Here is a 21,187-nt window from a genome sequence, read left to right on the forward strand (position 1 = left end):
CTCAATGATGTTTTTACCGCGAACAAGGCGCAAGAATCGCCAGCCTTTATTCGGAGGGCACGTATTCTACAACTTCCAGATCGAAACCGGATATCGCATTAAATTTCATCGGCGCACTCATCAGGCGCATTTTGCGCACGCCGAGGTCACGCAGGATCTGCGAACCGGCACCGACGATGCTGTAGGTGGTCGGTGTTTTGACCTGAGTGTGCTCGGCGGTTTCGCGAATGTGCGCAAGCAAAACGTCGCCATCCACCGGGTTACCGAGCAACAACACCACACCGCTGCCGGCCTTGGAAACCGCAGACATGGCGGCGCGCAGGCTCCAGCGGCCGGGTTGATTGACCATCAACAGGTCGCGCAACGGGTCCATGTTGTGCACGCGCACCAGCGTCGGTTCTTCGGCAGAAATGCTGCCCAGGGTCAGGGCCATGTGCACGTCGCCTTCCACTGAATCACGGTAGGTCACCAAATTGAAGTGGCCCAGTTCGCTGTCCAGCGGCTGCTCGGCAATCCGCTGAACGGTACGTTCGTGGATCATGCGGTAGTGAATCAGGTCGGCGATGGTGCCGATCTTGAGGTTGTGCTCGGCGGCAAACGCTTCGAGTTCAGTACGACGGGCCATGGTGCCGTCGTCGTTCATCACTTCGCAGATCACGCCGCTCGGCTCGAAACCGGCCATGCGCGCCAGGTCGCAGGCGGCTTCGGTGTGACCGGCACGCGCGAGGGTACCGCCCGGTTGGGCCATCAGCGGGAAGATGTGGCCGGGGCTGACGATGTCTTCAGCCTTGGCATCTTTCGCGGCGGCGGCTTGCACAGTGCGAGCGCGGTCAGCCGCAGAAATACCGGTGGTGACGCCGGTGGTTGCTTCAATGGACACGGTGAACTTGGTGCCGAAACCCGACCCGTTGCGCGGCGCCATCAACGGCAGCTTGAGCAGTTCGCAGCGCTCACGGCTCATGGGCATGCAGATCAGCCCGCGGGCGTGCTTGGCCATGAAGTTGATGTGCTCAGGCAGGCAGGCTTCGGCGGCCATGATGATGTCGCCTTCGTTCTCGCGGTCTTCGTCATCCATGAGGATGACCATCTTGCCTTGGCGGATGTCTTCAACCAGTTCTTCGATACTGTTGAGCGCCACGCGGCACCCCCTTGGGTCAGGATTTAAGGTAGCCGTTGGCGGCCAAAAAGCTTTCAGTGATGTTACTGCTGGTTGGCTCTGCGGCCTTGTCGCCCAACAACAGGCGTTCCAGGTAACGGGAGAGCAAGTCCACTTCCAGGTTCACCCGGCGACCCGGCTGGTACGACGCCATGATGGTTTCGCTGAGGGTGTGAGGAATGATGGTCAATTCAAATTCGGCGCCATTCACGGCGTTCACGGTGAGGCTGGTGCCATCAACGGTGATCGAGCCTTTGTGGGCGATGTACTTGGCCAGCTCTTTGGGTGCGCGGATACGGAATTCCACGGCACGCGCGTTTTCGCTGCGAGAAACCACTTCGCCGACGCCGTCGACGTGGCCGCTGACCAGGTGACCGCCCAGGCGGGTGGTCGGGGTCAGGGCTTTTTCCAGGTTGACCGGGCTGCCGGCCGCAAGATCGTTCATCGCGGTGCAGTCCAGGGTTTCCCGGCTGACATCGGCGGCAAAACCGTTGCCCGGCAACTCGATAACGGTCAGGCACACGCCGCTGACGGCAATGCTGTCGCCCAGCTTGACGTCGCCGAGGTCGAGCTTGCCGGTTTCAACCAGCAGGCGTACGTCGCCACCTTTGGGGGTCATGGCGCGAATGCTGCCGATGGATTCGATAATGCCGGTGAACATGGCCTTCTCCTGAAAACGGGACGGGCGCTTGAGCGCCCGGTCAGAATTATACGCTCGCTGGTGGAAGCGGTATGGCAGTGACTCGCCAGTCGTCGCCTACAGCGCGCATATCAATGATCTTGAGTTGGGGGGCGTCGGCCAGTTTCTCAAGCGGCCAGTCCAGCAAAGGCCGGGCGGCGGAGCCAAGGAACTTGCCGGCGACGAAAATCACGTATTCGTCCACCAGCCCTTGTTGGGCGAACGCGCCTGCGAGGCTGGGGCCGGCTTCCACCAGCACTTCGTTGACGCCACGGGCAGCCAGCGCCACCAAGGCAGAGCGCAGGTCAACCTGCCCTTCAACGCCCGGCACTACCAGGCACTCGGGGCCGCGGGGGAACTGGTTTTCTGCGGTCACGCAGGTGATGACCAGCGCCGGGCCGGCCTTGAAGAACGGTGCATTGAGCGGCACGCGCAGGCGGCCATCGATCAACACACGCAACGGCGGGCGCGACATGGCCAGCGCGGTGGTTTCTTCATCCAGGCCCAGCTCGGCGGCGCGCACGGTCAAGCGCGCGCCGTCGGCCAACACCGTGTCGGCGCCGGTCAGCACCACGCTGGCCTCGGCCCGCAGGCGTTGTACCGCAGCGCGGGCCGCCGGGCCGGTGATCCATTGGCTTTCGCCGCTGGCCATGGCGGTACGACCGTCCAGGCTCATCGCGAGCTTGACCCGAACAAACGGCAGGCCGTGTTCCATGCGTTTCAGGAAACCCGGATTGAGCGCGCGCGCTTCTTTTTCCAGCACGCCGCTGCGGGTTTCGATACCGGCCTGAGCCAGACGCTGCATGCCGCGCCCCGCCACTTCCGGGTTCGGGTCCTGCATGCCGGCCACCACGCGCGCGACACCGGCACTCACCAGCGCATCGGCGCACGGCGGCGTGCGCCCGTGGTGGCTGCACGGCTCGAGGGTCACGTACACCGTCGCGCCACGCGCCTTGTCGCCTGCGGCGCGCAGGGCGTTGGGCTCGGCGTGGGGTTCACCGGTGCGCACATGCCAGCCTTCGCCGACAATCTGCCCGTCACGCACGATCACGCAGCCAACCCGAGGGTTGGGGTGGGTGGTGTACAGGCCCTTGCGCGCAAGTTCGAGGGCGCGGGCCATGTAATGGGCGTCGAGCACGGCTTGTTCGGCAGACGGCTGGGTCATTGTTTGTGTGGCTCACGGGCCAGGCGGTCGATTTCTTCGCGGAACTCATTGAGGTCCTGGAAGCGTCGATACACCGAGGCGAAACGGATATAGGCGACTTCGTCGAGCTTTTGCAGCTCGCCCATCACCAATTCTCCCACCACCAGGCTCTTGACCTCGCGCTCGCCGGTGGCACGCAGCTTGTGCTTGATATGCACCAGCGCAGCCTCCAGCCGCTCGACACTCACCGGGCGTTTTTCCAGGGCGCGCTGCATACCGGCGCGCAGTTTGTCTTCGTCGAAAGGCTGGCGGCTGCCGTCGGACTTGATCAGACGCGGCAACACCAGTTCGGCGGTTTCGAAGGTGGTGAAACGCTCACCGCAGGCCAGGCATTCGCGCCGGCGACGCACTTGATCGCCCTCGGCGACCAGACGCGAGTCAATGACCTTGGTGTCGTTGGCACCGCAGAAGGGACAGTGCATGGTTGGCAGGCAACAAATAAAGGGAGGGCCATGGTAGCGCATCCCCGTCGCAAGACAAGCCATAGCCTTTACGGTATATAGGCAGGCTTACTATGTTTGTTTATTTCAAAGCCACGGATTTTGCCCTTTCTGGAGCCGTACATGCAGTTACGACCACTTGTTTTACTCACCCTGTTCGGTTTTCTGGTCGCCTGCAGCAGCCCTGCCCCCAAGCCTGCCGCGCCTCAACCGACGCCCGCCCAAGAGAAAAAAGTGCCCGGTATTGAAGACCTCGGCCCATTGCCGGCGTTTCAGCGCGAAATCAGCGGCATCCTCAACGGCGTGCCCGCCAATGCCGAAGTCGAAATGGCGTTGTTGGTGATCGACGAGCGCAACCGCCCACAACAACTGCTGGCCAGCAGCGTGTTGACCGGCAATGGCAAGCCCATAGCCTTCCGCCTGCGCTTCAATCCTGAAGCCTTCCCGGCCGGCGCCCGCGTTGAATTGCGTGGCCGCGCCAGCCAGTCCGGCCAATTGATCCTGCACCTGCCCGCCGTGCGCATCACTCAGGCGATCACTCAGACCACCGGCCCTCTGCAATTCGTCAAGGCACCATGATGCCACCGCTGGACCTGCAAGCCGCGTTGAGCAAACTGATCGGCGACGCGCACCTGGTGCCCTGCCCTCTGCCGGGCACCGAGCTGTCGTTGTGGCTGTTGGATGCGGACAACATGGACCGCGCCTTCAGCCAGGAAGAAACCCAACGCATCCTGCATGAACCGCCCTACTGGAGTTTCTGCTGGGCCAGCGGCCTCGCACTGGCACGTTACCTGGCGGCAAACCCCGAGTGGGTCGCTGGCAAACGCGTGCTGGACTTCGGCGCCGGCTCCGGCGTGGCAGGTATTGCTGCCGTCAAAGCCGGCGCCCTGGAGGTGGTGGCCTGCGACCTTGATCCGCTGGCGCTGGCGTCTTGCCGGGCGAATGCTGAACTCAATGGTGTCGAGCTGAAATATTCAGCAGATTTTTTCGCCGAACCCGATCGCTTCGACCTGATCCTGGTCGCCGATGTGCTCTACGACCGCGCCAACCTGCCGTTGCTGGATCACTTCCTCAGCCGTGGCCGTGAAGCGCTGGTGGCGGATTCACGGGTAAGAGACTTCCAGCACCCGGCTTACAAGCGCCTGGAAATTCTTGATGCGATGACGCTGCCGGATCTAGCCGAGCCTTGGGAGTTTCGCAAGGTGAGCCTGTACCATTCGCGGCGTTCTTGAGGCCATCGCGGGCAAGCCCGCTCCCACAGGTGATCACATTCCCCTGTGGGAGCGGGCTGATCTTCAACTCACCGCGCTTTCAGCCGCCCGCGCCAGCCCTTATAGTTGCCCCATTCCCGCTTTATTCGAGACGCCCCATGAGTGAGCCCACGCCGTACATCTTCGACGCCACCACCGCGACCTTCGACCAGGCCGTTATTCAGAACTCATTCGAAAAACCCGTGCTGGTGGATTTCTGGGCCGAGTGGTGTGCGCCGTGCAAGGCGTTGATGCCGATGCTGGCGCAGATTGCCGAGAGTTATCAGGGCGAGCTGCTGCTGGCCAAGGTTGATTGCGAAGCCGAGCAGGATATCGTTGCGCGTTTTGGCATTCAGAGCCTGCCGACGGTAGTACTGTTCAAGGACGGCCAGCCGGTGGACGGGTTTGCCGGGGCGCAGCCCGAATCGGCGGTGCGGGCGATGCTGGAACCGCATGTGAAGATGCCGCCACCCGCGGCTGCCGATCCGCTTGAGCAGGCTCAGGCTCTGTTCGCCGAAGGCCGTATCAGCGACGCAGAAGCGCTGCTGGTTGCCTTGCTGGGTGAGGACAACACCAACGCCGCCGCGCTGATCCTGTACGCGCGCTGCCTGGCCGAACGCGGTGAGCTGGGCGAAGCCCAGGCCGTGCTCGACGCGGTCAAAAGCGATGACCACAAAGCCGCGCTGGCCGGGGCCAAGGCGCAGATCACCTTCCTGCGCCAGGCCGCCGACCTGCCAGACGCAGCCGACCTGAAAAGCCGCCTGGGGCAAAACCCGCAGGACGATGAAGCGGCCTATCAACTGAGCATTCAGCAACTGGCGCGCCAGCAATACGACGCGGCGCTGGAAGGCTTGCTCAAGCTGTTTGTCCGCAATCGCAGCTACAGCGAAGGCTTGCCGCACAAGACCTTGCTGCAGGTGTTCGAGCTGCTGGGTAACGACCATCCGCTGGTGAGCGTTTACCGTCGCAAATTATTTGCCGCGCTGTATTAATCGCCGATCCAGCTGTACAGCGGCGTATCCCCGCCGCTGAGCACTTTTACGTTTGAACTGTGGCGCAGGCGCACCAGCAGGCGCTTGCCTGACGCGGCATCGCCGGCCAACCCTTCCAGTTGATCGATTAATTCCAGGCCGCTGAGTTGCCCGGCATTGCGCAACAGGTCCTGTGCGTTCTGCCACAGGTCATCGTTTTGCTTGACCGGCGCCGCTGCCGGCTCGCTGGCCACGGGGGCCGCCTTCAACTGCGCGCCCAGCCGCGCCCAATCGCCGTCGTCCAGCTCCAGGGTCAGGTCCACCGGCAGGTCGCCGACGGTTCCACGGATTCGTAACATCGCGTTTACTCCCGCACTTTTCCGACAAGCATGCTCCCACGCGACTTGCGCAACGCCAAGCGGGCGTTCAAACTCCTGTCATTATTGTTATAAGATCACATAACAAAACTTTCATATTCTGGAGCTTTCTCAATGCGCCGTCTGCTGCTCGCCTTACCGTTTGCCCTGCTGCCACTCGCTCTCGCGCACGCCGCTGAAGAACACGACCACGAACACGAGCACGGCAGCCTTGGCGCCCATGAACATGGCGTCGGCCGCCTCAATGCGGTACTCGACGGCCAAACACTTGAACTGGAATTCGACAGCCCGGCCATGAACCTCGTGGGCTTCGAACACCAAGCCACAACCGCCGCCGACAAAGCCAAGGTTGCCGCCGCGCGCAAACAGCTGGAAAGCCCGCTGGCCCTGTTCAACCTGCCCAAGGGCGCCGGTTGCGTAGTCAGCACCCAGGAACTCAACAGCCCGTTGTTCGGCGACAAGCCTGAAGCCGAGCATGACGACGACGATGATGACCACGCCACCGACGGCAAAGGCGCAGCCGCCCACGAACATCATCACGACCACAGCGAAATCCACGCCCACTACCAGTTCACCTGCGCCACGCCGACGGCCCTGAGCAACCTGGACCTGACCCAGGTGTTCAAGACCTTCCCCGCCACCCAGAAAATTCAGGTACAACTGATCGGCCCGAGCGGCCAGCAAGGTGTTGAAGCCACGGCCCAGGCAGCCACCCTGAAATTCTGATTTGATACTGCGGTAAATGTGGGAGCTGGGTTGCCTGCTCCCACAGGGTTTTGCACCATTTTTTTGAGACCTGTGATTTCCAATGACTCAAGCGTTAATCGAACTGTCTGACCTGGGCTTCAACTGGCCCGGTCACCCGCAGTTGCTGGACATCCCTGCGTTCCGCCTGGAAGCGGGTGAAACCCTGTTTCTCAAAGGCCCCAGCGGCAGTGGCAAAACCACGTTGCTCGGCCTGCTCGGCGGCGTACAGAAACCCAGCCGGGGCAGTATTCGCCTGCTCGGCCAGGAGCTGACCGAACTCTCCGCCGGCGCCCGCGACCGCTTTCGCGTGGACCACACCGGCTACATCTTCCAGCAGTTCAACCTGCTGCCGTTTCTGTCGGTGCGCGAGAACGTCGAGCTGCCTTGTCACTTCTCCAGGCTGCGCGCGCAGCGGGCGAAGCAGCGTCATGGCAGCGTCGACCAGGCCGCCGCGACCTTGCTGGCGCACCTGGGTTTGAAGGACAAGGATTTGCTCGAACGCCGTGCCGATTCGCTGTCCATCGGCCAACAGCAACGGGTCGCAGCCGCCCGCGCGTTGATCGGCCAACCGGAACTGGTCATCGCCGACGAACCCACCTCGGCCCTCGATTACGACGCCCGCGAAGCCTTCATCCGCTTGCTGTTCGCCGAGTGCCGCGAAGCCGGCGCCAGCCTGTTATTCGTCAGCCATGACCAGAGCCTTGCGCCGCTGTTCGACCGCCACCTGTCACTGGCCGAACTCAATCGCGCCGCCACGCCCGCAGAGGTTTGAGATGTATTTGTTTCGTCTAGCCATGGCCAGCCTGGCTAACCGCCGCTTTACCGCGATACTCACCGCGTTCGCCATTGCGCTTTCAGTCTGTTTGTTGCTCGCGGTAGAGCGCGTGCGCGTTGAGGCGCGCAACAGTTTCGCCAGCACCATCAGCGGCACCGACCTGATCGTCGGCGCCCGTTCCGGCTCGGTGAACCTGTTGCTGTACTCGGTGTTTCGCATCGGCAATGCCACCAACAATATCCGCTGGGACAGCTACGAGCACTTCGCCGCCAACCCGCAGGTGAAATGGGCGATTCCGATTTCCCTCGGCGATTCTCACCGCGGCTACCGCGTGATGGGCACCAACGAATCCTACTTCGAGCACTACCAATACGGCCGCAAGCAAAACCTCGAACTCGCCAGCGGGCGCGCCTTTGCCACCGACCCGTTTGAAGTGGTGCTCGGCGCCGAAGTCGCCGACGCGTTGCATTACAAACTCGGCGACAAGCTGGTGCTGGCCCACGGCGTGGCGGTGGTCAGCCTGGTCAAACACGATGACAAACCGTTCACCGTGGTCGGCATTCTCAAGCGCACCGGCACCCCGGTGGACCGCACGTTGCACATTAGCCTGGGCGGCATGGAAGCGATCCATATCGACTGGCACAACGGCGTGCCCGCCCAGGGCAAAGGCCGCATCAGTGCCGATCAGGCGCGCAATATGGACCTGACGCCGCAGGCGATCACCGCGTTCATGCTCGGGCTGAACAACAAGATTTCCACCTTCGCCCTGCAACGGGAAATCAATGAATTCCGCGGCGAGCCGATGCTGGCGATCCTGCCCGGCGTGGCGCTGCAAGAGCTGTGGAGCATGATGGGCACCGCCGAAAAAGCGCTGTTCGTGATCTCGCTGTTCGTGGTGCTGACAGGTTTGATCGGCATGCTCACGGCGATCCTCACCAGCCTTAACGAGCGCCGCCGCGAGATGGCGATTTTGCGCTCGGTGGGCGCACGCCCGTGGCATATCGCGACGCTGCTGATTTTTGAAGCCTTCGCTTTGGCGCTGTCCGGCGTGGTGGCGGGCGTGGGCCTGCTGTATGTGTGCATCGCCGCTTCGCGGGGGTATTTGCAGGCCAATTACGGCCTGGACTTGCCGATGTCGTGGCCGAGCGAATATGAATGGACGCTGCTCGCCGGTATCCTCGCCGCCGCGCTGCTGATGGGCGCCGTGCCTGCGTGGCGCGCCTATCGGCAATCCCTGGCCGACGGCCTGTCGATTCGTTTATGAGAGAGGTCGTGATGCGTCGTGCATTGTTTGCGCTGTTGCTGCTGGTGGCCGTGCCCGCCTGGGCCGAGGAACAACCCAAGGACTTGTCGTGGCAGGAGATGATTCCGCCGGACGCGCCGCCGGAAATCCCTAACATGAAGCCGCTGCACGACTTGTCGAACATGGCCGATGCGTTGTCGGTCGAAGCAGCGCCAGCGGCCAAGCAGGATTTACCGAACGCACCGGTGGTGCAGAGCCTCGACGGCCAGCACATCCGCTTGCCGGGTTACATCGTGCCGCTGGAAGTCAGCGAAGAAGGCCGCACTACCGAGTTTTTGCTGGTGCCGTATTTCGGCGCCTGCATCCACGTGCCACCGCCGCCGTCGAACCAGATCGTGCACGTGAAAAGCGAAGTCGGCGTGAAGCTCGATGAGCTGTATCAGCCGTATTGGATCGAGGGTGCGATGCAGGTCAAGCCGTCGTCCAGTGAACTGGCGGATGCCGGTTACCAGATGGATGCGGACAAGATTTACGTTTACGAGTTGGAGGAATAACGCTGACTCAACAACACTGAAAATCCCATGTGGGAGCGGGCTTGCTGTGGCGAGCAAGCCCGCTCCCACAGTTTTTGATCTGTGTTGTAACGGGTAGATAGCCCTTTCATTGAGCTGAGTCAAAAGATCAAACGGAACGATCTTTACCATTGGACGTACAACTTTTAACGTCCTTTTGGAGCTCCCATGAACAAGTCTCTGCTCGGCGCGTCCCTCTTCGCGCTCGCCCTCGCCGCCCCCGTCGTCCACGCTCACGAAGCGGGCGACATTCTGGTTCGTGCCGGTGCAATTACCGTGAATCCGAAGGCCGACAGCAGCAGCGTCAAGGTTGACCAGGGCCCGTTGGCCGGCACCAACCTGGGCGGCAAGGCGACCATGAGCAGCGACACCCAATTGGGCCTCAACTTCGCCTACATGCTCACCGACCACGTCGGTATCGAATTGCTCGCGGCCACGCCGTTCGAGCACGACGTGAAGATCAAGAACACCGCCCTCGGCGCTGCCAACGGCAAGCTCGGCACCCTGAAACACCTGCCGCCAACCCTGAGCGTCGTGTACTACCCGCTGGACAACAAGTCAGCCTTCCAGCCGTACGTGGGCGCCGGTATCAACTACACCTGGATCTACGACGAGCACGTCGGCAGCCGCGCCGAACAAGCCGGTTTCAGCAACTTCAAGGCCGAGAATTCCTGGGGCTGGGCCGCGCAGATCGGCGCCGACTACATGATCAACGACAAGTGGATGATCAACGCCCAGGCGCGCTACATCGACATCAGCACCAAGGCGACTGTGGATAACAATGCACTGGCCCAGGGCACGCGTGCCAAGGTCAACGTGGATGTTGACCCGATGGTTTACATGGTGGGGATTGGTTACAAGTTCTAAACCCGGTCTAACCGACACTGCATACCCCCGTGGGAGCGGGCTTGCTCGCGAAAGCGCTGAATCAGTCGACCCATGTGTTGACTGACATTGCGCATTCGCGAGCAAGCCCGCTCCCACATTGGGTTTTGTGGGGTGTCAGCTGCGGCGGTAGAACCGGTCCAGCAGCGCCGGCAACCCCGCCCGCCAAGCCCGTGGTTTGATGCCAAAGGTGTGCAGGATTTTCTTGCAGGCCAGCACCGCGTGTTGCGGTTCGTCCGCTGCGTCCGGCCGTGCGGCATGCGCCTGGGCCGTCGGGGATTCTACGGCCAGCGGATGGAAATTGCGCGCTTCGGTGAGAATCGCCTGGCCCAGCGCCAACGGCGTGGTCGCCTCATGCCCGGCGTAGTGATACGTGCCCCACAACGGCGCCGCACAATCGAGTTGCTTGAGCACAGAAATAATGACCCGCGCCGCATCGTCCACCGGCGTCGGATTGCCGCGACGGTCATCCGCCATCAGCAATTCATCGGCTTTTTCAGCCCGGGCCAGGAAGCGCCCGAGCGTGCCGTCGACGCTGTCATCCAGCAACCAGCCAAACCGCAGCAACACATGTTGCGGGCAGGTGGCGCGCACGCTTTGTTCGATACGCCACAACGCTTGACCGCGCAGGCCCAGGGGCACTGGTTCGTCTTTTTCGCTGTAGGCGGTGGCGCGGGAGCCGTCGAATACGCGGTAGCTGGACGGTTGCACCAAGGTGATGTTGTGGTGCTGGCACAGTTCGGCCAAGCGCTCGATGGCGTATTCCTGGCTGGCCAGGCGGGTATCACTGACGGCTTCGGCCTGGAACCAGTCGAAATAGTAGGCGAGGTTGATCAACGCATCGGGACGAGTGTCGTCGAGCAATTGGGTAAGGCTCGCGGCATCCCAGCCGTCTTGGGGCGGTTTGGGTGCGAGGAAACCAATGTCTTCCTCTGCACCGAGGCGAATCAGCGCTTGCCCGAGGGCATTCCCGCCGCCCAGTAACATAAGGCGCATTCGCATAGATTGAGCAGGCCCGGTCTGTTTGGAACGATGGCTATGGTCGGCAGGCGTGTGAGGCCTGACGTAGGGTTTAATCAGAATCGTTGCATTTTGCGGGTTTGTAGCGCAACCGTCACGGATAAAGTGCGCGGTTGCAACTTGTTGAAGCGGGCGCTATCAATCACTGGATGAACCTTCCTGAACTCACCGACACGGCGTTGAGCGGTTTTCACCCCGCCGTCAGCGCCTGGTTTCGCAGCACATTCCCCTCGGTGACCGGCGCCCAGGCCCAGGCGTGGCCGCTGATTCGCCAGCGCCGCTCAACGCTGATCGCCGCGCCCACCGGCTCCGGTAAAACGCTCACAGCGTTCCTCGCGGTGCTTGATGACCTGGTTCACCAAGGCCTGGCCAACGGCGGGCACCTGCCGGATGAAACGCAGGTGGTTTACGTGTCGCCGCTCAAGGCGCTGTCCAACGACATCCAGATCAACCTGCAAAACCCGCTGGCCGGGATCAGCGAGCACTTGCAGCGCCTGGGCTTGCCGCCGCTGGAGATCCGCACCGCCGTGCGCACCGGCGACACCCCGCAAAAAGACCGCGTGCAGATGCGCAAGCGCCCGCCGCATATCCTCGTCACCACACCCGAATCGCTCTACGTACTGCTCGGCTCAGACTCCGGCCGGCTAATGCTCGCCAACACGCGCACGGTGATCGTCGATGAAATCCATGCCATCGCCGCCGGCAAACGCGGCAGTCACCTGGCCCTGAGCCTGGAACGCCTGCAAGGCTTGTGCGCCGAGCCGTTGACGCGCATCGGCCTGTCTGCCACGCAAAAGCCCATTGAGGCCGTGTCGCGCTTTCTGGTGGGCACGGGCCGCGAATGCGCGATTGTCGACATCGGCCATGCCCGCCCCCGCGACCTGGATATCGAAGTGCCGCCGGTGCCGCTCTCGGCGGTGATGGCCAACGACGTGTGGGAATTGGTCTACGACCGCCTCGCGGCACTGGCCCGCGAGCACCGCACCACGTTGGTATTCGTCAACACCCGGCGCCTGGCCGAACGCCTGGCGCGGCACTTGAGCGAGCGCCTGGGCAAAACCGCCGTGGCCGCTCACCACGGCAGCCTGGCCAAGGAAATGCGCCTGGACGCCGAGCAACGGCTCAAGGCTGGCGAGCTGCAAGTGTTGATCGCCACCGCGTCGCTGGAATTGGGGATTGATATTGGCGATGTGGATCTGGTCTGTCAGATCGGCTCGCCGGGCTCCATCAACGGCTTTCTGCAACGGGTCGGCCGCTCCGGCCACCAGGTCGGCGGCACGCCCAAGGGGCGCCTGTTCGCGACAACGCGCGATGACTTGATCGAATGCGCCGCCCTGCTCGACTGCGTGCGCCGAGGCGAGCTGGACACGCTGCACATCCCCGTAGCGCCGCTGGACGTACTGGCCCAGCAGATCATCGCCGAGGTCAGCGCCCAAGAATGGTCGGAACAGGCGCTGCTCGCGTTGATCCGCCGCGCCTCACCCTTCGCCGAATTGGACGAGCGCCATTATCAGGCGCTGCTGCAAATGCTCTCGGACGGCTACAACGGTCGTCAGGGCATCCGCAGCGCCTACCTGCACCGCGACGCCGTGACCCACACCCTGCGCGGCCGCCGTGGCGCCAGGCTCACTGCCGTGACCAGTGGCGGCACCATCCCCGATAACGCCGACTACAGCGTGTTGCTCGAACCTCAGAGCCTGAATATCGGCAGCGTCAACGAAGACTTCGCGGTGGAAAGCATCGCCGGGGATATCTTCCAGCTGGGTAACACGTCCTACCGAATCCTGCGGGTGGAAGCCGGCAAAGTGCGGGTCGAAGACGCCCATGGGCAGCCGCCGACCATCCCGTTCTGGCTCGGCGAAGCACCGGGGCGCAGCAACGAATTGTCAGCGGCGGTGGCGCGGTTTCAGGGACAGCTGGACGCGTTATTGAGCGCCACCCCCGGCGACCTGCAAGGCGCGCAGGACTGGCTCAGCGAAACCCTGGGCCTGAACCGCGCCAGCGCTGAACAAATTCTCGATTACCTGGCCCGTACCCGCTTGGCCCTCAGCGCGTTGCCGTCTCAGGACACCTTGATCATGGAGCGGTTTTTCGACGCTTCCGGCGGCACCCAATTGATCATCCACACGCCGTTTGGCAGCCGTATCAACCGCGCCTGGGGCCTGGCGCTGCGTAAGCGCTTTTGCCGCACGTTCAACGTCGAATTGCAGGCGGCGGCCAGCGAAAATGCGATCGTGTTGTCGCTGTCCACCCGTCACAGTTTTGAGCTGGATGAAGTGTGGCGCTATCTCAACAGCCACACCGCTGAGCACATACTGATTCAGGCCGTACTGGAAGCGCCGCTGTTCGGCGTGCGCTGGCGCTGGAATGCCGGTGTGGCGCTGGCGTTGCCGCGCTTTACCGGCGGGCGCAAAGTGGCGCCGCAGATCCAGCGCATGAAAAGCGAAGACCTCATCGCCAGTGTGTTTCCCGACCAGATCGCCTGCCTGGAAAACCTCGCCGGTGAACGCGAAGTGCCCGAGCACCCGCTGGTGGAACAAACCCTCAACGACTGCCTGCACGACGCCATGGACAGCGACGGTTGGCTGGCCCTGCTGCGGCGTATGGAGAACGGCGACGTGCGCCTGATCAGCCGCGACCTGCCCGCGCCCTCGCCCATGGCCGCAGAAAATCTCAGTGCGCGCCCCTACACCTTTCTTGACGACGCGCCGCTGGAAGAACGCCGTACCCAGGCCGTGCTCAACCGGCGCTGGAGCGACCCGCAAAGTACCGACGACCTCGGCGCGCTGGACCTGGACGCCATCGCCGGGGTACGCGAGGAAGCCTGGCCGGCGCCCCAAGGCCTCGATGAAATGCATGAGGCGTTGATGAGCCTGGCGTGTATCGCCCAGATCGAAGTCACGCCGCAGTGGGCCGAATGGCTGAACACGCTGGCCAAGGGTGGCCGCGCATTCCAATTGCACAATGGCCTGTGGGTCGCCGTGGAACGTTTGAATTGTTTACAGGCGATTTACCCCAACGGCTTGCCGATGCTGCCCGGCTTCGATGAGCCGTGGGCCTTTGATGAGGCGATCACAGAGGTACTGCGCGCTCGCCTCAGTGGCTTCGGCCCGCTGAGCCTGGTCGAGATCGCCGCGCCCCTCGCCTTGCCGGTCGCCGACGTCAGCCAGGCGCTCGCCCGCCTGGAGCAGGAAGGCTACGTGATGCGCGGCCATTTCACCCCGGGCGCCAGCGCCGAGCAATGGTGCGAACGCCACCTGCTGGCGCGCATTCATCGCTATACGGTGAAGCGCCTGCGCCGGGAGATCGAACCGGTGGCGTTGCAGGACTTCATGCGCTTTCTGTTTGATTGGCAGCACGTCTCCGACGGCACGCGCGGCCAGGGCAGCGCAATGCTGGCGCAGATCGTCGGCCAGTTCGAAGGCTATGCCGCCGCCACCTCGGCCTGGGACAGCGACTTGCTCAGCGCGCGGCTCAAGGATTACTCATCCACCTGGCTCGACGAGTTGTGCCGCAGCGGCAAGCTGGTGTGGACGCGCCTGAGCCACAAGGCCGGCGCGATAGCCTTGCGCAGCACGCCGGTGGTGTTGCTGCCACGCAGCCAGGTGGCGCTGTGGAGCGGGCTGACTGAGCTCACCGACAGCACGACGCTGTCGCCCAAGGCGCAGAAAGTCCATCAGGCCCTGCGCGATCAGGGCGCGCTGTTTTTCGATGAACTGGTGCATGAAGCCCATTTGCTGCGCAGCGAACTGGAAACCGCCCTGCAGGAATTGGTGGGCGCAGGGTTGGTCAACGCCGACAGCTTTGCTGGCCTGCGCGCGCTGACCACTCCCGCCAGCAAACGCCAGGCACGCAGCAGTCGGCGTGGGCGCGGGGCGTTTATCGGCGGCATGGACGATGCCGGGCGCTGGGCATTGGTGCGTCGTTCGCCCACCGTCGCCGGCGCGCACTCGGCCGAGACGCTGGAGCATGTCGCGATGACCTTGCTGCGCCGTTATGGCGTGGTGTTCTGGCGGTTAATGGAGCGCGAGGCGGACTGGTTGCCGAGCTGGCGTGAGTTGCTGCGCACTTTCCATCGGCTGGAGGCGCGCGGCGAGATTCGCGGTGGGCGTTTTGTAAGTGGGTTGGCGGGGGAACAGTTTGCGTTGCCGGAGGCGATTCCGTTGCTGCGTGAAGTCCGGCGGCGCCCGCATGACGGCAGCCTGGTGGCGGTGTGTGGGGCTGACCCGCTGAATCTGGTGGGCACGCTGCTGCCGGGTAACAAAGTGCCGGCAGTGAGCGGGAACCGCGTGGTGTACCGGGACGGGCTGCCGGCGGCGGTGATGGTCGCGGGTAAGCAGCAGGTGTTGGTGGAGGTGGATCAATTGGTGGTGCAGGAGAAGTTGATCAGGCACTGAAACCTGTATTGGCCTCACCGGCCTCATCGCGGGCAAGCCCGGCTCCCACAGGGGAACGCATTCCCACTGTGGGAGCTGGCTTGCCTGCGATGCGGCCCGCACAGGCACCCTCAATCATTGAGTACGCGGCTGCTCCGTCAGCACCACCGGCGCCGGCACCTCTTGATCCGGCTCATCCACCTGCGCCGTGCGCTTGGGCAATAAAACCTGCTGTGGATAAGTTTGCGCGAAGTGCACCTCGTCACAGTTATCCACAAGCTTTTTCAGCCGCTGGTTAAAGGCGCGACTCACCGCATATTGCCCGCCCGACACGGTGCGGAACTGCGCCGTGAGCACCACGCCGTTGAGGTCCATCTTGTCCACACCAAACACCTCCAGCGGCCCCTGCAGGTTGTACTTGAGGAACACGTCATCGCTGATCGACTGACCCGCGCCGCGAATCAGTTCGACGGCCTTGTCCACATCCGTGTCGTACGTGAACTGCACCGAGAAGAACGCATAGGCAAACTGCCTCGACTGGTTGGTGACCGCCTTGATCTGGCCGAACGGCACCGAGTGCACGAACCCCTTGCCGTCGCGCAGGCGCAGGGTGCGAATGGTCAGGCCTTCGACGGTGCCCGCATGGCCGGAGTCGAGCACCACCCAGTCGCCGATGGACAGCGTGTCTTCAATGATGATGAACAGGCCGGTAATCACGTCCTGCACCAATTGCTGAGAGCCAAAACCGATGGCCAGACCGACCACACCGGCACCGGCCAACAGGGGCGCGACGTTGATGCCGAGGTTGGCCATGGTGGTGATCGCGCAGATCACCACCAAGATGATTTTCACCGCGTTGCGCACCAGCGGCAGGATGGTTTTCACCCGCGTGCTGGGCTGGCGGCTCGAGCGTTTATTCACCGGCGGTTTCAGCGCTTCCTGAATCGCCGTGTCGAGTACCACCCAGAACAGCCAGGTCATCAGCAGAATCAGGCCAATGCTGCTGAGGGAATCGCTGATCGCCCGGCCAATGGAATTGCGCTCGGCAAACTCAAATAACGACACGCCCCAGATACGCCCCAGCACTTCGATAAAACCGATGGCCATGGCGATGCGCAAGATCGCGTGCAACAAGCTCAGGAAGCGTTCCTTATAAGCACTGCTGCGCTGAATGGCGACCTGGCTGCGCGACTTGAACAGGTGTTGCAGAACCGTGCTCAGAAACACCGTGCCGATCAGCAAGATGGTGGTGAACAACGCGCACCGCAGGGCTTTTTGATTGTCGTCGCCGGCGCTGATCAGGTTGATTGCAGACACCAGCACCATCAACAGAATCGGCCAGTACCAAAGCCCCGAAAACACCCGCAATGATTGCTGAACGGCCGGGTGTTTAAGGCGCTGGGAAAGCGGACGGTTGCGGATGAGGTGCGCCACAGGCCGACGCAAGCGAATCACCAGTGCGCCGAAAATCACGGCCGCAAACATACCGGTGAACACCGCAACGCTACTGGTGATATTGCCACCAAATTGGCGAGCGATTTGCGGGCTGGTCAACGCGTCGCTGAGTGCGGCGAGGAAGCCGATCAAAAACAGGGGTTTTGGGCAGTAATCGCGGATGATCTGCACCGCCGGGCGTTTGTGCCCCACGTTAAACATCACGATGACGCACAGCAGAATTGACGTGGAGAAGATGCCGCTACTGGTCGCGTAGGCAAAACACAGCGCCAGCGCGCGGCCAATGGAGGTCGGCAGAAAATGGCTGACGTACAGCGTTAACGGCAAACAAATGATCGCTGGAATCGTATAAGGCACGAAATAACCCAGCACACCTTGCAAGCGTCCGCGCCGTTCCACAAAGGCCCGGCGGCTTACACGTTTGACGATGACGCGGCCCAGCAAGGTCAACAGCGCAAAGGCGCCGATCCAGGTGCCGGACAACACCAGGAAATCCCCGGCGACGCTCCAGGGCGAGCGGTCGGATGGACGATTGACCAGCCGCCCGACTTCATTGGCTGCGCGGTCGGCGCGTAAACGCCAGGCGTCCAGCACGTTCTGGTTGAGGTCGAGTTTGTCTTGCACATCATCAATGCTGGAACTGATGGCCCCCAACAGGCCGCCCTCCACCAGAATCTCCGGTTTGGCCGGCGCCTCTGGTTCCGGCGCGGTGGCCGCAGCTTGCAGTTCGCCGCTGCCAAACAGCAGCAGCGCACCAAGCAGTAATGCAGTCTTTAGATTCAGCAAAACACTGGGCTCCTTCGCAAGGGTCTGTATGGAACTGACGGGTTTTCATCCTGATCGTTCCGCGCCCGGCGTGGGAATACTGCGTGGGCACTCTGGGTCAGCGTTGGAAACGTGACGCGGGGCGTCCGTGTTCGCGCCCACAGTTGCCGTGTGCCGTCGGTAAGAAGCTGGAAACTTTCAGTCAAAAATCGCAGTCAGCCATAAACCCGGGGCCAGGCCCCTACCCTTATTCAGGAGCACACATGGCTGCGATTCCCGACTGGGTGCCCATCACCCCCAGCGTCGCCATCACTCGCTTCACGGTGTTGACGGTCAATATTCACAAGGGCTTCACCGCCCTGAACCGGCGTTTCATCCTGCCCGAGTTGCGTGAAGCGGTGCGTAGCGTGGGCGCCGACATGGTGTTTTTGCAGGAAATCCACGGCACCCACGAACACCATCCCCAGCGCTACAGCGAATGGCCGGACATGCCGCAGTACGAGTTCCTCGCCGACAGTATCTGGCCGCAGTACGCCTACGGGCGCAACGCGGTTTACCCCCATGGCGACCATGGCAATGCCTTGCTGTCGAAATTCCAGATCGTGCGCCATGACAACCTCGATATTTCCCAAAGCGGTCATGAAAACCGGGGCCTGCTGCATTGCGTGTTGCGCTTGCCGGGCAGCGGCCAGGAGGTGCATGCGATCTGCATTCACCTCGGCCTGCGCGAGGTGCACCGCCAGCAGCAGTTGCGCTTACTAGAGCAGCGCATCAGTGAAATTCCTGCCGATACGCCGCTGGTTGTTGCGGGCGATTTCAATGACTGGCGCCAGCGCGCCGACCTGAGTAAAAGCGGCCTGCGGGAAGTGTTCACCGAAACCCACGGCAAACTGCCGCGTACCTTCCCGGCCCGCCTGCCGTTGCTGGCGCTGGACCGCATTTATGTGCGCAACGTGAAAATCCATAACCCACAGGTGCTGACCACTCGCCCGTGGTCCCACTTGTCTGACCATGTGCCGCTGTCGGTGGAGATCGAGCTATGAACATTGCGGTCGAGCATATTTCCACCGACCAGCCGCCGGATGATGCCAAGGCCCGTGACCTGGATTACGGCTGGCAACCGGGCAACAGCATTGAACTGCTGGAAAATGGCGAGGCGTATTTCCCCAAGGTGTTTGCGGCGATGCGTGAGGCCAAGCGCGAGATCCTGCTGGAGACCTTTATTCTTTTCGAAGACAAGGTGGGTCATGAGCTGCAAGGCATCCTGATCGAGGCAGCGCAGCGCGGCGTGAAGGTGGTCATGAGCCTGGATGGTTTTGGCTGTGGCGAACTGAGCCCGTCGTTTCTGAGCGAGTTGGCCCAGGCCGGGGTGGCGGTGCAGATGTTTGACCCGGCGTCGAAGCGGCTGGGTATCCGCACCAACTGGTTTCGCCGCCTGCACCGCAAGATTGTGGTGGTAGATGCCGCCGTGGCGTTTATTGGCGGGATCAATTTTTCTGCCGACCACTTGGGCGATTTCGGGCCAGAGGCCAAGCAGGATTACTCCGTGCAGGTGACCGGCCCGGCAGTCGCCGACTTGCACCATTTTGCCCTCGCGCAAAGCGGTCGCCAGGTGCGCACGCGGCGCGGCTGGCGTCGGCGCCAGCAACGCCCTTCACTGTGGGCAACCGATAAGGGCGAAGGCATGGTTCGCCTGATTTACCGCGACAACCTGCAGCACCGTGATGACATTGAAGAAGCCTACATCTACGCCCTGAGCAAAGCGCAAAAACGCGCGGTGATCGCCAATGCCTACTTCTTCCCCGGCTACCGCCTGCTGCGGGAGATCCGCAATGCCGCGCGCCGTGGCGTGCAGGTCCAACTGATCATGCAGGGCCAGCCGGACGTGCTGCTGGCCAAGCTGGCGGCGCGCATGCTCTACGACTATTTGCTCAAGGATGGCGTGGTAATTCACGAATACTGCCAGCGCCCGCTGCACGGCAAGGTGGCGCTGGTGGATGACGAATGGAGCACGGTGGGGTCGAGCAACCTGGACCCGCTGAGCCTGTCGCTGAACCTGGAAGCCAATGTGCTGATTCGCGACCGAGCGTTTAATCAGCAACTCTATGAGCGTCTGGAATCACTCGCCCAAAACCACTGCCAGACCATGCCGGAAAATCGCAAGCCGCGTTTGTGGCTGTGGCGACTGACCGTGGGGTTTCTGGTATTTCATGTGATGCGCCACTTCCCCGCGCTGACGGGCTGGCTGCCAGCGCACAAACCGCGACTCAAACCTTTCGAGCACCAGGCCCATGACCTCTAAAGCCGGCGGTTCACGCTTCAAACGCTGGAAGAAGCCACTGACCGTGGTGTTTTTCCTGTTGCTGATCGTGTTGTTCACCCTGCTCGCCCGGCGCATCGACTGGAGCGAGGTGGTGCAAACACTGGGTGATTTCAAGTTGCGTACGTTGCTCATCGCGGGCGCGTTGACGTTGTGCAGTTTTCTCGTCTACGCCAGCTTCGACTTGATCGGCCGCACTTACATTCGCCAGCCTCTGGGCTGGAAGCAAATCCTGCCAGTGGGGATTATCAGCTATGCGTTCAACCTTAACCTGAGCGCGTGGGTCGGCGGGATCGCCATGCGTTATCGGCTGTATTCGCGGCTTGGCGTCAGCACTGCCAATATCGCCAAGATTCTGGGGTTGAGCCTGGCCACCAACTGGTTTGGCTATATGGCACTGGCCGGTGTGGTGTTCGCCAGTGGTTTGGTGACCATGCCGCCGGGCTGGAAGGTCAGCACCAGCGCGTTGCAGGGCATTGGCGCGCTGCTGATCGTGGCCAGTATGGGCTATCTGGCGGCGTGCCAGTTTTCGAAGAAGCGCGCGTGGTCGATCAAGGGCATCGAGATCAACCTGCCGTCGCTGCGCATGGCGTGTTTGCAGTTGGTATTGGGCGCGCTGAACTGGTCGCTGATGGCGGCGGTGATTTTTACCCTGCTGCCGGCGAAACTGGATTATCCGCTGGTGCTGGGCGTGTTGCTGATCAGCGCGATTGCCGGTGTGGTGACGCATATTCCGGCGGGGCTTGGGGTGCTGGAGGCGGTGTTTGTTGCACTGTTGCAGCATGAAGCGTCGCGGGGCAGTTTGCTGGCGGGGTTGATTGCGTACCGGGCGATTTATTTTATTTTGCCGCTGTTGATTGCGTTGGTGATGTACCTGACGGTGGAGGCCAAGGCCAAGGCGCTGCGGGTGAAGAAGGCGCCGGCTTGAATGGGTGTTGATGGGGCTGGCGCC

General features: G+C 62.3%; 19 protein-coding genes. 12 read left to right on the forward strand and 7 right to left on the reverse strand.

Going from position 1 to position 21,187, the window contains the following annotated elements; translation table 11 throughout:
• Positions 1-46: 46 nt before the first annotated feature.
• From ribBA to nrdR, 4 genes are read right to left on the reverse strand one after another with little or no spacing between them, the layout of a single operon-like run.
• Positions 47-1,138 (reverse strand): bifunctional 3,4-dihydroxy-2-butanone-4-phosphate synthase/GTP cyclohydrolase II, encoded by a 1,092-nt coding sequence (ribBA, locus tag ACP7A2_RS20345; RefSeq protein ID WP_426135655.1) that lies wholly within the window; start codon positions 1,136-1,138, stop codon positions 47-49.
• A 16-nt stretch (positions 1,139-1,154) separates the two neighbouring features.
• Positions 1,155-1,817 (reverse strand): riboflavin synthase, encoded by a 663-nt coding sequence (locus ACP7A2_RS20350; RefSeq protein ID WP_348056166.1) that lies wholly within the window; start codon positions 1,815-1,817, stop codon positions 1,155-1,157.
• 46 nt (positions 1,818-1,863) lie between these two features.
• Positions 1,864-3,000, reverse strand: a complete 1,137-nt coding sequence (gene ribD / locus ACP7A2_RS20355) for a bifunctional diaminohydroxyphosphoribosylaminopyrimidine deaminase/5-amino-6-(5-phosphoribosylamino)uracil reductase RibD (RefSeq protein WP_375065012.1) — start codon at positions 2,998-3,000, stop codon at positions 1,864-1,866.
• Entirely contained in the window at positions 2,997-3,461 is a 465-nt protein-coding gene (gene nrdR, locus ACP7A2_RS20360; protein ID WP_348056162.1) for a transcriptional regulator NrdR, read from the reverse strand. Before nrdR ends, ribD begins: the two co-directional genes overlap by 4 nt.
• Positions 3,462-3,602: 141 nt before the next feature.
• Here nrdR and ACP7A2_RS20365 point away from each other — a divergent pair, with 141 nt between their 5' ends.
• From ACP7A2_RS20365 to trxA, 3 genes are all read left to right on the forward strand, one after another.
• Complete coding sequence (locus ACP7A2_RS20365) at positions 3,603-4,058, forward strand: YbaY family lipoprotein (RefSeq protein WP_426135656.1); 456 nt, start codon at positions 3,603-3,605, stop codon at positions 4,056-4,058.
• On the forward strand, positions 4,055-4,711 hold the full coding sequence (locus ACP7A2_RS20370) for a class I SAM-dependent methyltransferase (RefSeq protein WP_426135657.1): 657 nt from the start codon (positions 4,055-4,057) through the stop codon (positions 4,709-4,711). The genes ACP7A2_RS20365 and ACP7A2_RS20370 overlap by 4 nt, the downstream gene beginning before the upstream one ends.
• A 137-nt stretch (positions 4,712-4,848) precedes the next feature.
• Complete coding sequence (trxA, locus tag ACP7A2_RS20375; protein WP_426135658.1) at positions 4,849-5,721, forward strand: thioredoxin; 873 nt, start codon at positions 4,849-4,851, stop codon at positions 5,719-5,721.
• Here trxA and ACP7A2_RS20380 read toward each other — a convergent pair.
• A complete protein-coding gene (locus ACP7A2_RS20380; RefSeq protein ID WP_426135660.1) occupies positions 5,718-6,059 on the reverse strand; it encodes a hypothetical protein in 342 nt (113 codons plus the stop codon). The genes trxA and ACP7A2_RS20380 overlap by 4 nt on opposite strands.
• Before the next feature lie 132 nt (positions 6,060-6,191).
• Here ACP7A2_RS20380 and ACP7A2_RS20385 point away from each other — a divergent pair, with 132 nt between their 5' ends.
• The 5 genes from ACP7A2_RS20385 (at position 6,192) to ACP7A2_RS20405 (ending at position 10,281) form a co-directional block, all read left to right on the forward strand.
• Complete coding sequence (locus ACP7A2_RS20385; protein ID WP_426135661.1) at positions 6,192-6,803, forward strand: DUF2796 domain-containing protein; 612 nt, start codon at positions 6,192-6,194, stop codon at positions 6,801-6,803.
• Between the two features lie 82 nt (positions 6,804-6,885).
• On the forward strand, positions 6,886-7,596 hold the full coding sequence (locus tag ACP7A2_RS20390) for an ABC transporter ATP-binding protein (protein WP_426135662.1): 711 nt from the start codon (positions 6,886-6,888) through the stop codon (positions 7,594-7,596).
• A 1-nt stretch (position 7,597) separates the two neighbouring features.
• Complete coding sequence (locus tag ACP7A2_RS20395) at positions 7,598-8,863, forward strand: ABC transporter permease (RefSeq protein ID WP_348056148.1); 1,266 nt, start codon at positions 7,598-7,600, stop codon at positions 8,861-8,863.
• A gap of 11 nt (positions 8,864-8,874) precedes the next feature.
• Positions 8,875-9,396: a DUF3299 domain-containing protein gene (locus ACP7A2_RS20400; protein WP_348056146.1), complete on the forward strand. Its 522-nt coding sequence runs from the start codon at positions 8,875-8,877 to the stop codon at positions 9,394-9,396.
• Positions 9,397-9,582: 186 nt separating this feature from the next.
• Positions 9,583-10,281, forward strand: coding sequence for an OmpW/AlkL family protein (locus tag ACP7A2_RS20405; RefSeq protein ID WP_348056144.1), 699 nt, complete (start codon positions 9,583-9,585; stop codon positions 10,279-10,281).
• A 135-nt stretch (positions 10,282-10,416) separates the two neighbouring features.
• Here ACP7A2_RS20405 and ACP7A2_RS20410 read toward each other — a convergent pair whose 3' ends face one another.
• Positions 10,417-11,301 (reverse strand): sugar nucleotide-binding protein, encoded by an 885-nt coding sequence (locus ACP7A2_RS20410; RefSeq protein WP_426135663.1) that lies wholly within the window; start codon positions 11,299-11,301, stop codon positions 10,417-10,419.
• Positions 11,302-11,468: 167 nt separating this feature from the next.
• Between ACP7A2_RS20410 and ACP7A2_RS20415 the strand changes: the two genes are divergently transcribed.
• A complete protein-coding gene (locus tag ACP7A2_RS20415) occupies positions 11,469-15,716 on the forward strand; it encodes a DEAD/DEAH box helicase (protein WP_426135664.1) in 4,248 nt (1,415 codons plus the stop codon).
• A 114-nt stretch (positions 15,717-15,830) separates the two neighbouring features.
• On the opposite strand, the gene ACP7A2_RS20420 is transcribed toward ACP7A2_RS20415, so the two are convergent.
• Positions 15,831-17,936 carry a mechanosensitive ion channel family protein gene (locus ACP7A2_RS20420; protein WP_426135666.1) on the reverse strand — a complete coding sequence of 702 codons (2,106 nt, stop codon included), beginning with the start codon at positions 17,934-17,936 and terminating at the stop codon, positions 15,831-15,833.
• 242 nt (positions 17,937-18,178) lie between these two features.
• Here ACP7A2_RS20420 and ACP7A2_RS20425 point away from each other — a divergent pair, with 242 nt between their 5' ends.
• Genes ACP7A2_RS20425 through ACP7A2_RS20435 form a run of 3 tightly spaced genes read left to right on the forward strand, consistent with a single transcriptional unit; the run spans position 18,179 to position 21,163 of the window.
• Entirely contained in the window at positions 18,179-18,958 is a 780-nt protein-coding gene (locus ACP7A2_RS20425) for an endonuclease/exonuclease/phosphatase family protein (RefSeq protein ID WP_348056136.1), read from the forward strand.
• Positions 18,955-20,217, forward strand: coding sequence for a cardiolipin synthase ClsB (gene clsB, locus ACP7A2_RS20430; RefSeq protein WP_426135668.1), 1,263 nt, complete (start codon positions 18,955-18,957; stop codon positions 20,215-20,217). The genes ACP7A2_RS20425 and clsB overlap by 4 nt, the downstream gene beginning before the upstream one ends.
• Positions 20,207-21,163 (forward strand): lysylphosphatidylglycerol synthase domain-containing protein, encoded by a 957-nt coding sequence (locus tag ACP7A2_RS20435; RefSeq protein ID WP_426135669.1) that lies wholly within the window; start codon positions 20,207-20,209, stop codon positions 21,161-21,163. The genes clsB and ACP7A2_RS20435 overlap by 11 nt, the downstream gene beginning before the upstream one ends.
• Positions 21,164-21,187 lie beyond the last annotated feature (24 nt).

Source organism: Pseudomonas sp. PWP3-1b2 (assembly GCF_049896045.1).
Lineage (GTDB): Bacteria > Pseudomonadota > Gammaproteobacteria > Pseudomonadales > Pseudomonadaceae > Aquipseudomonas > Aquipseudomonas antarctica_B.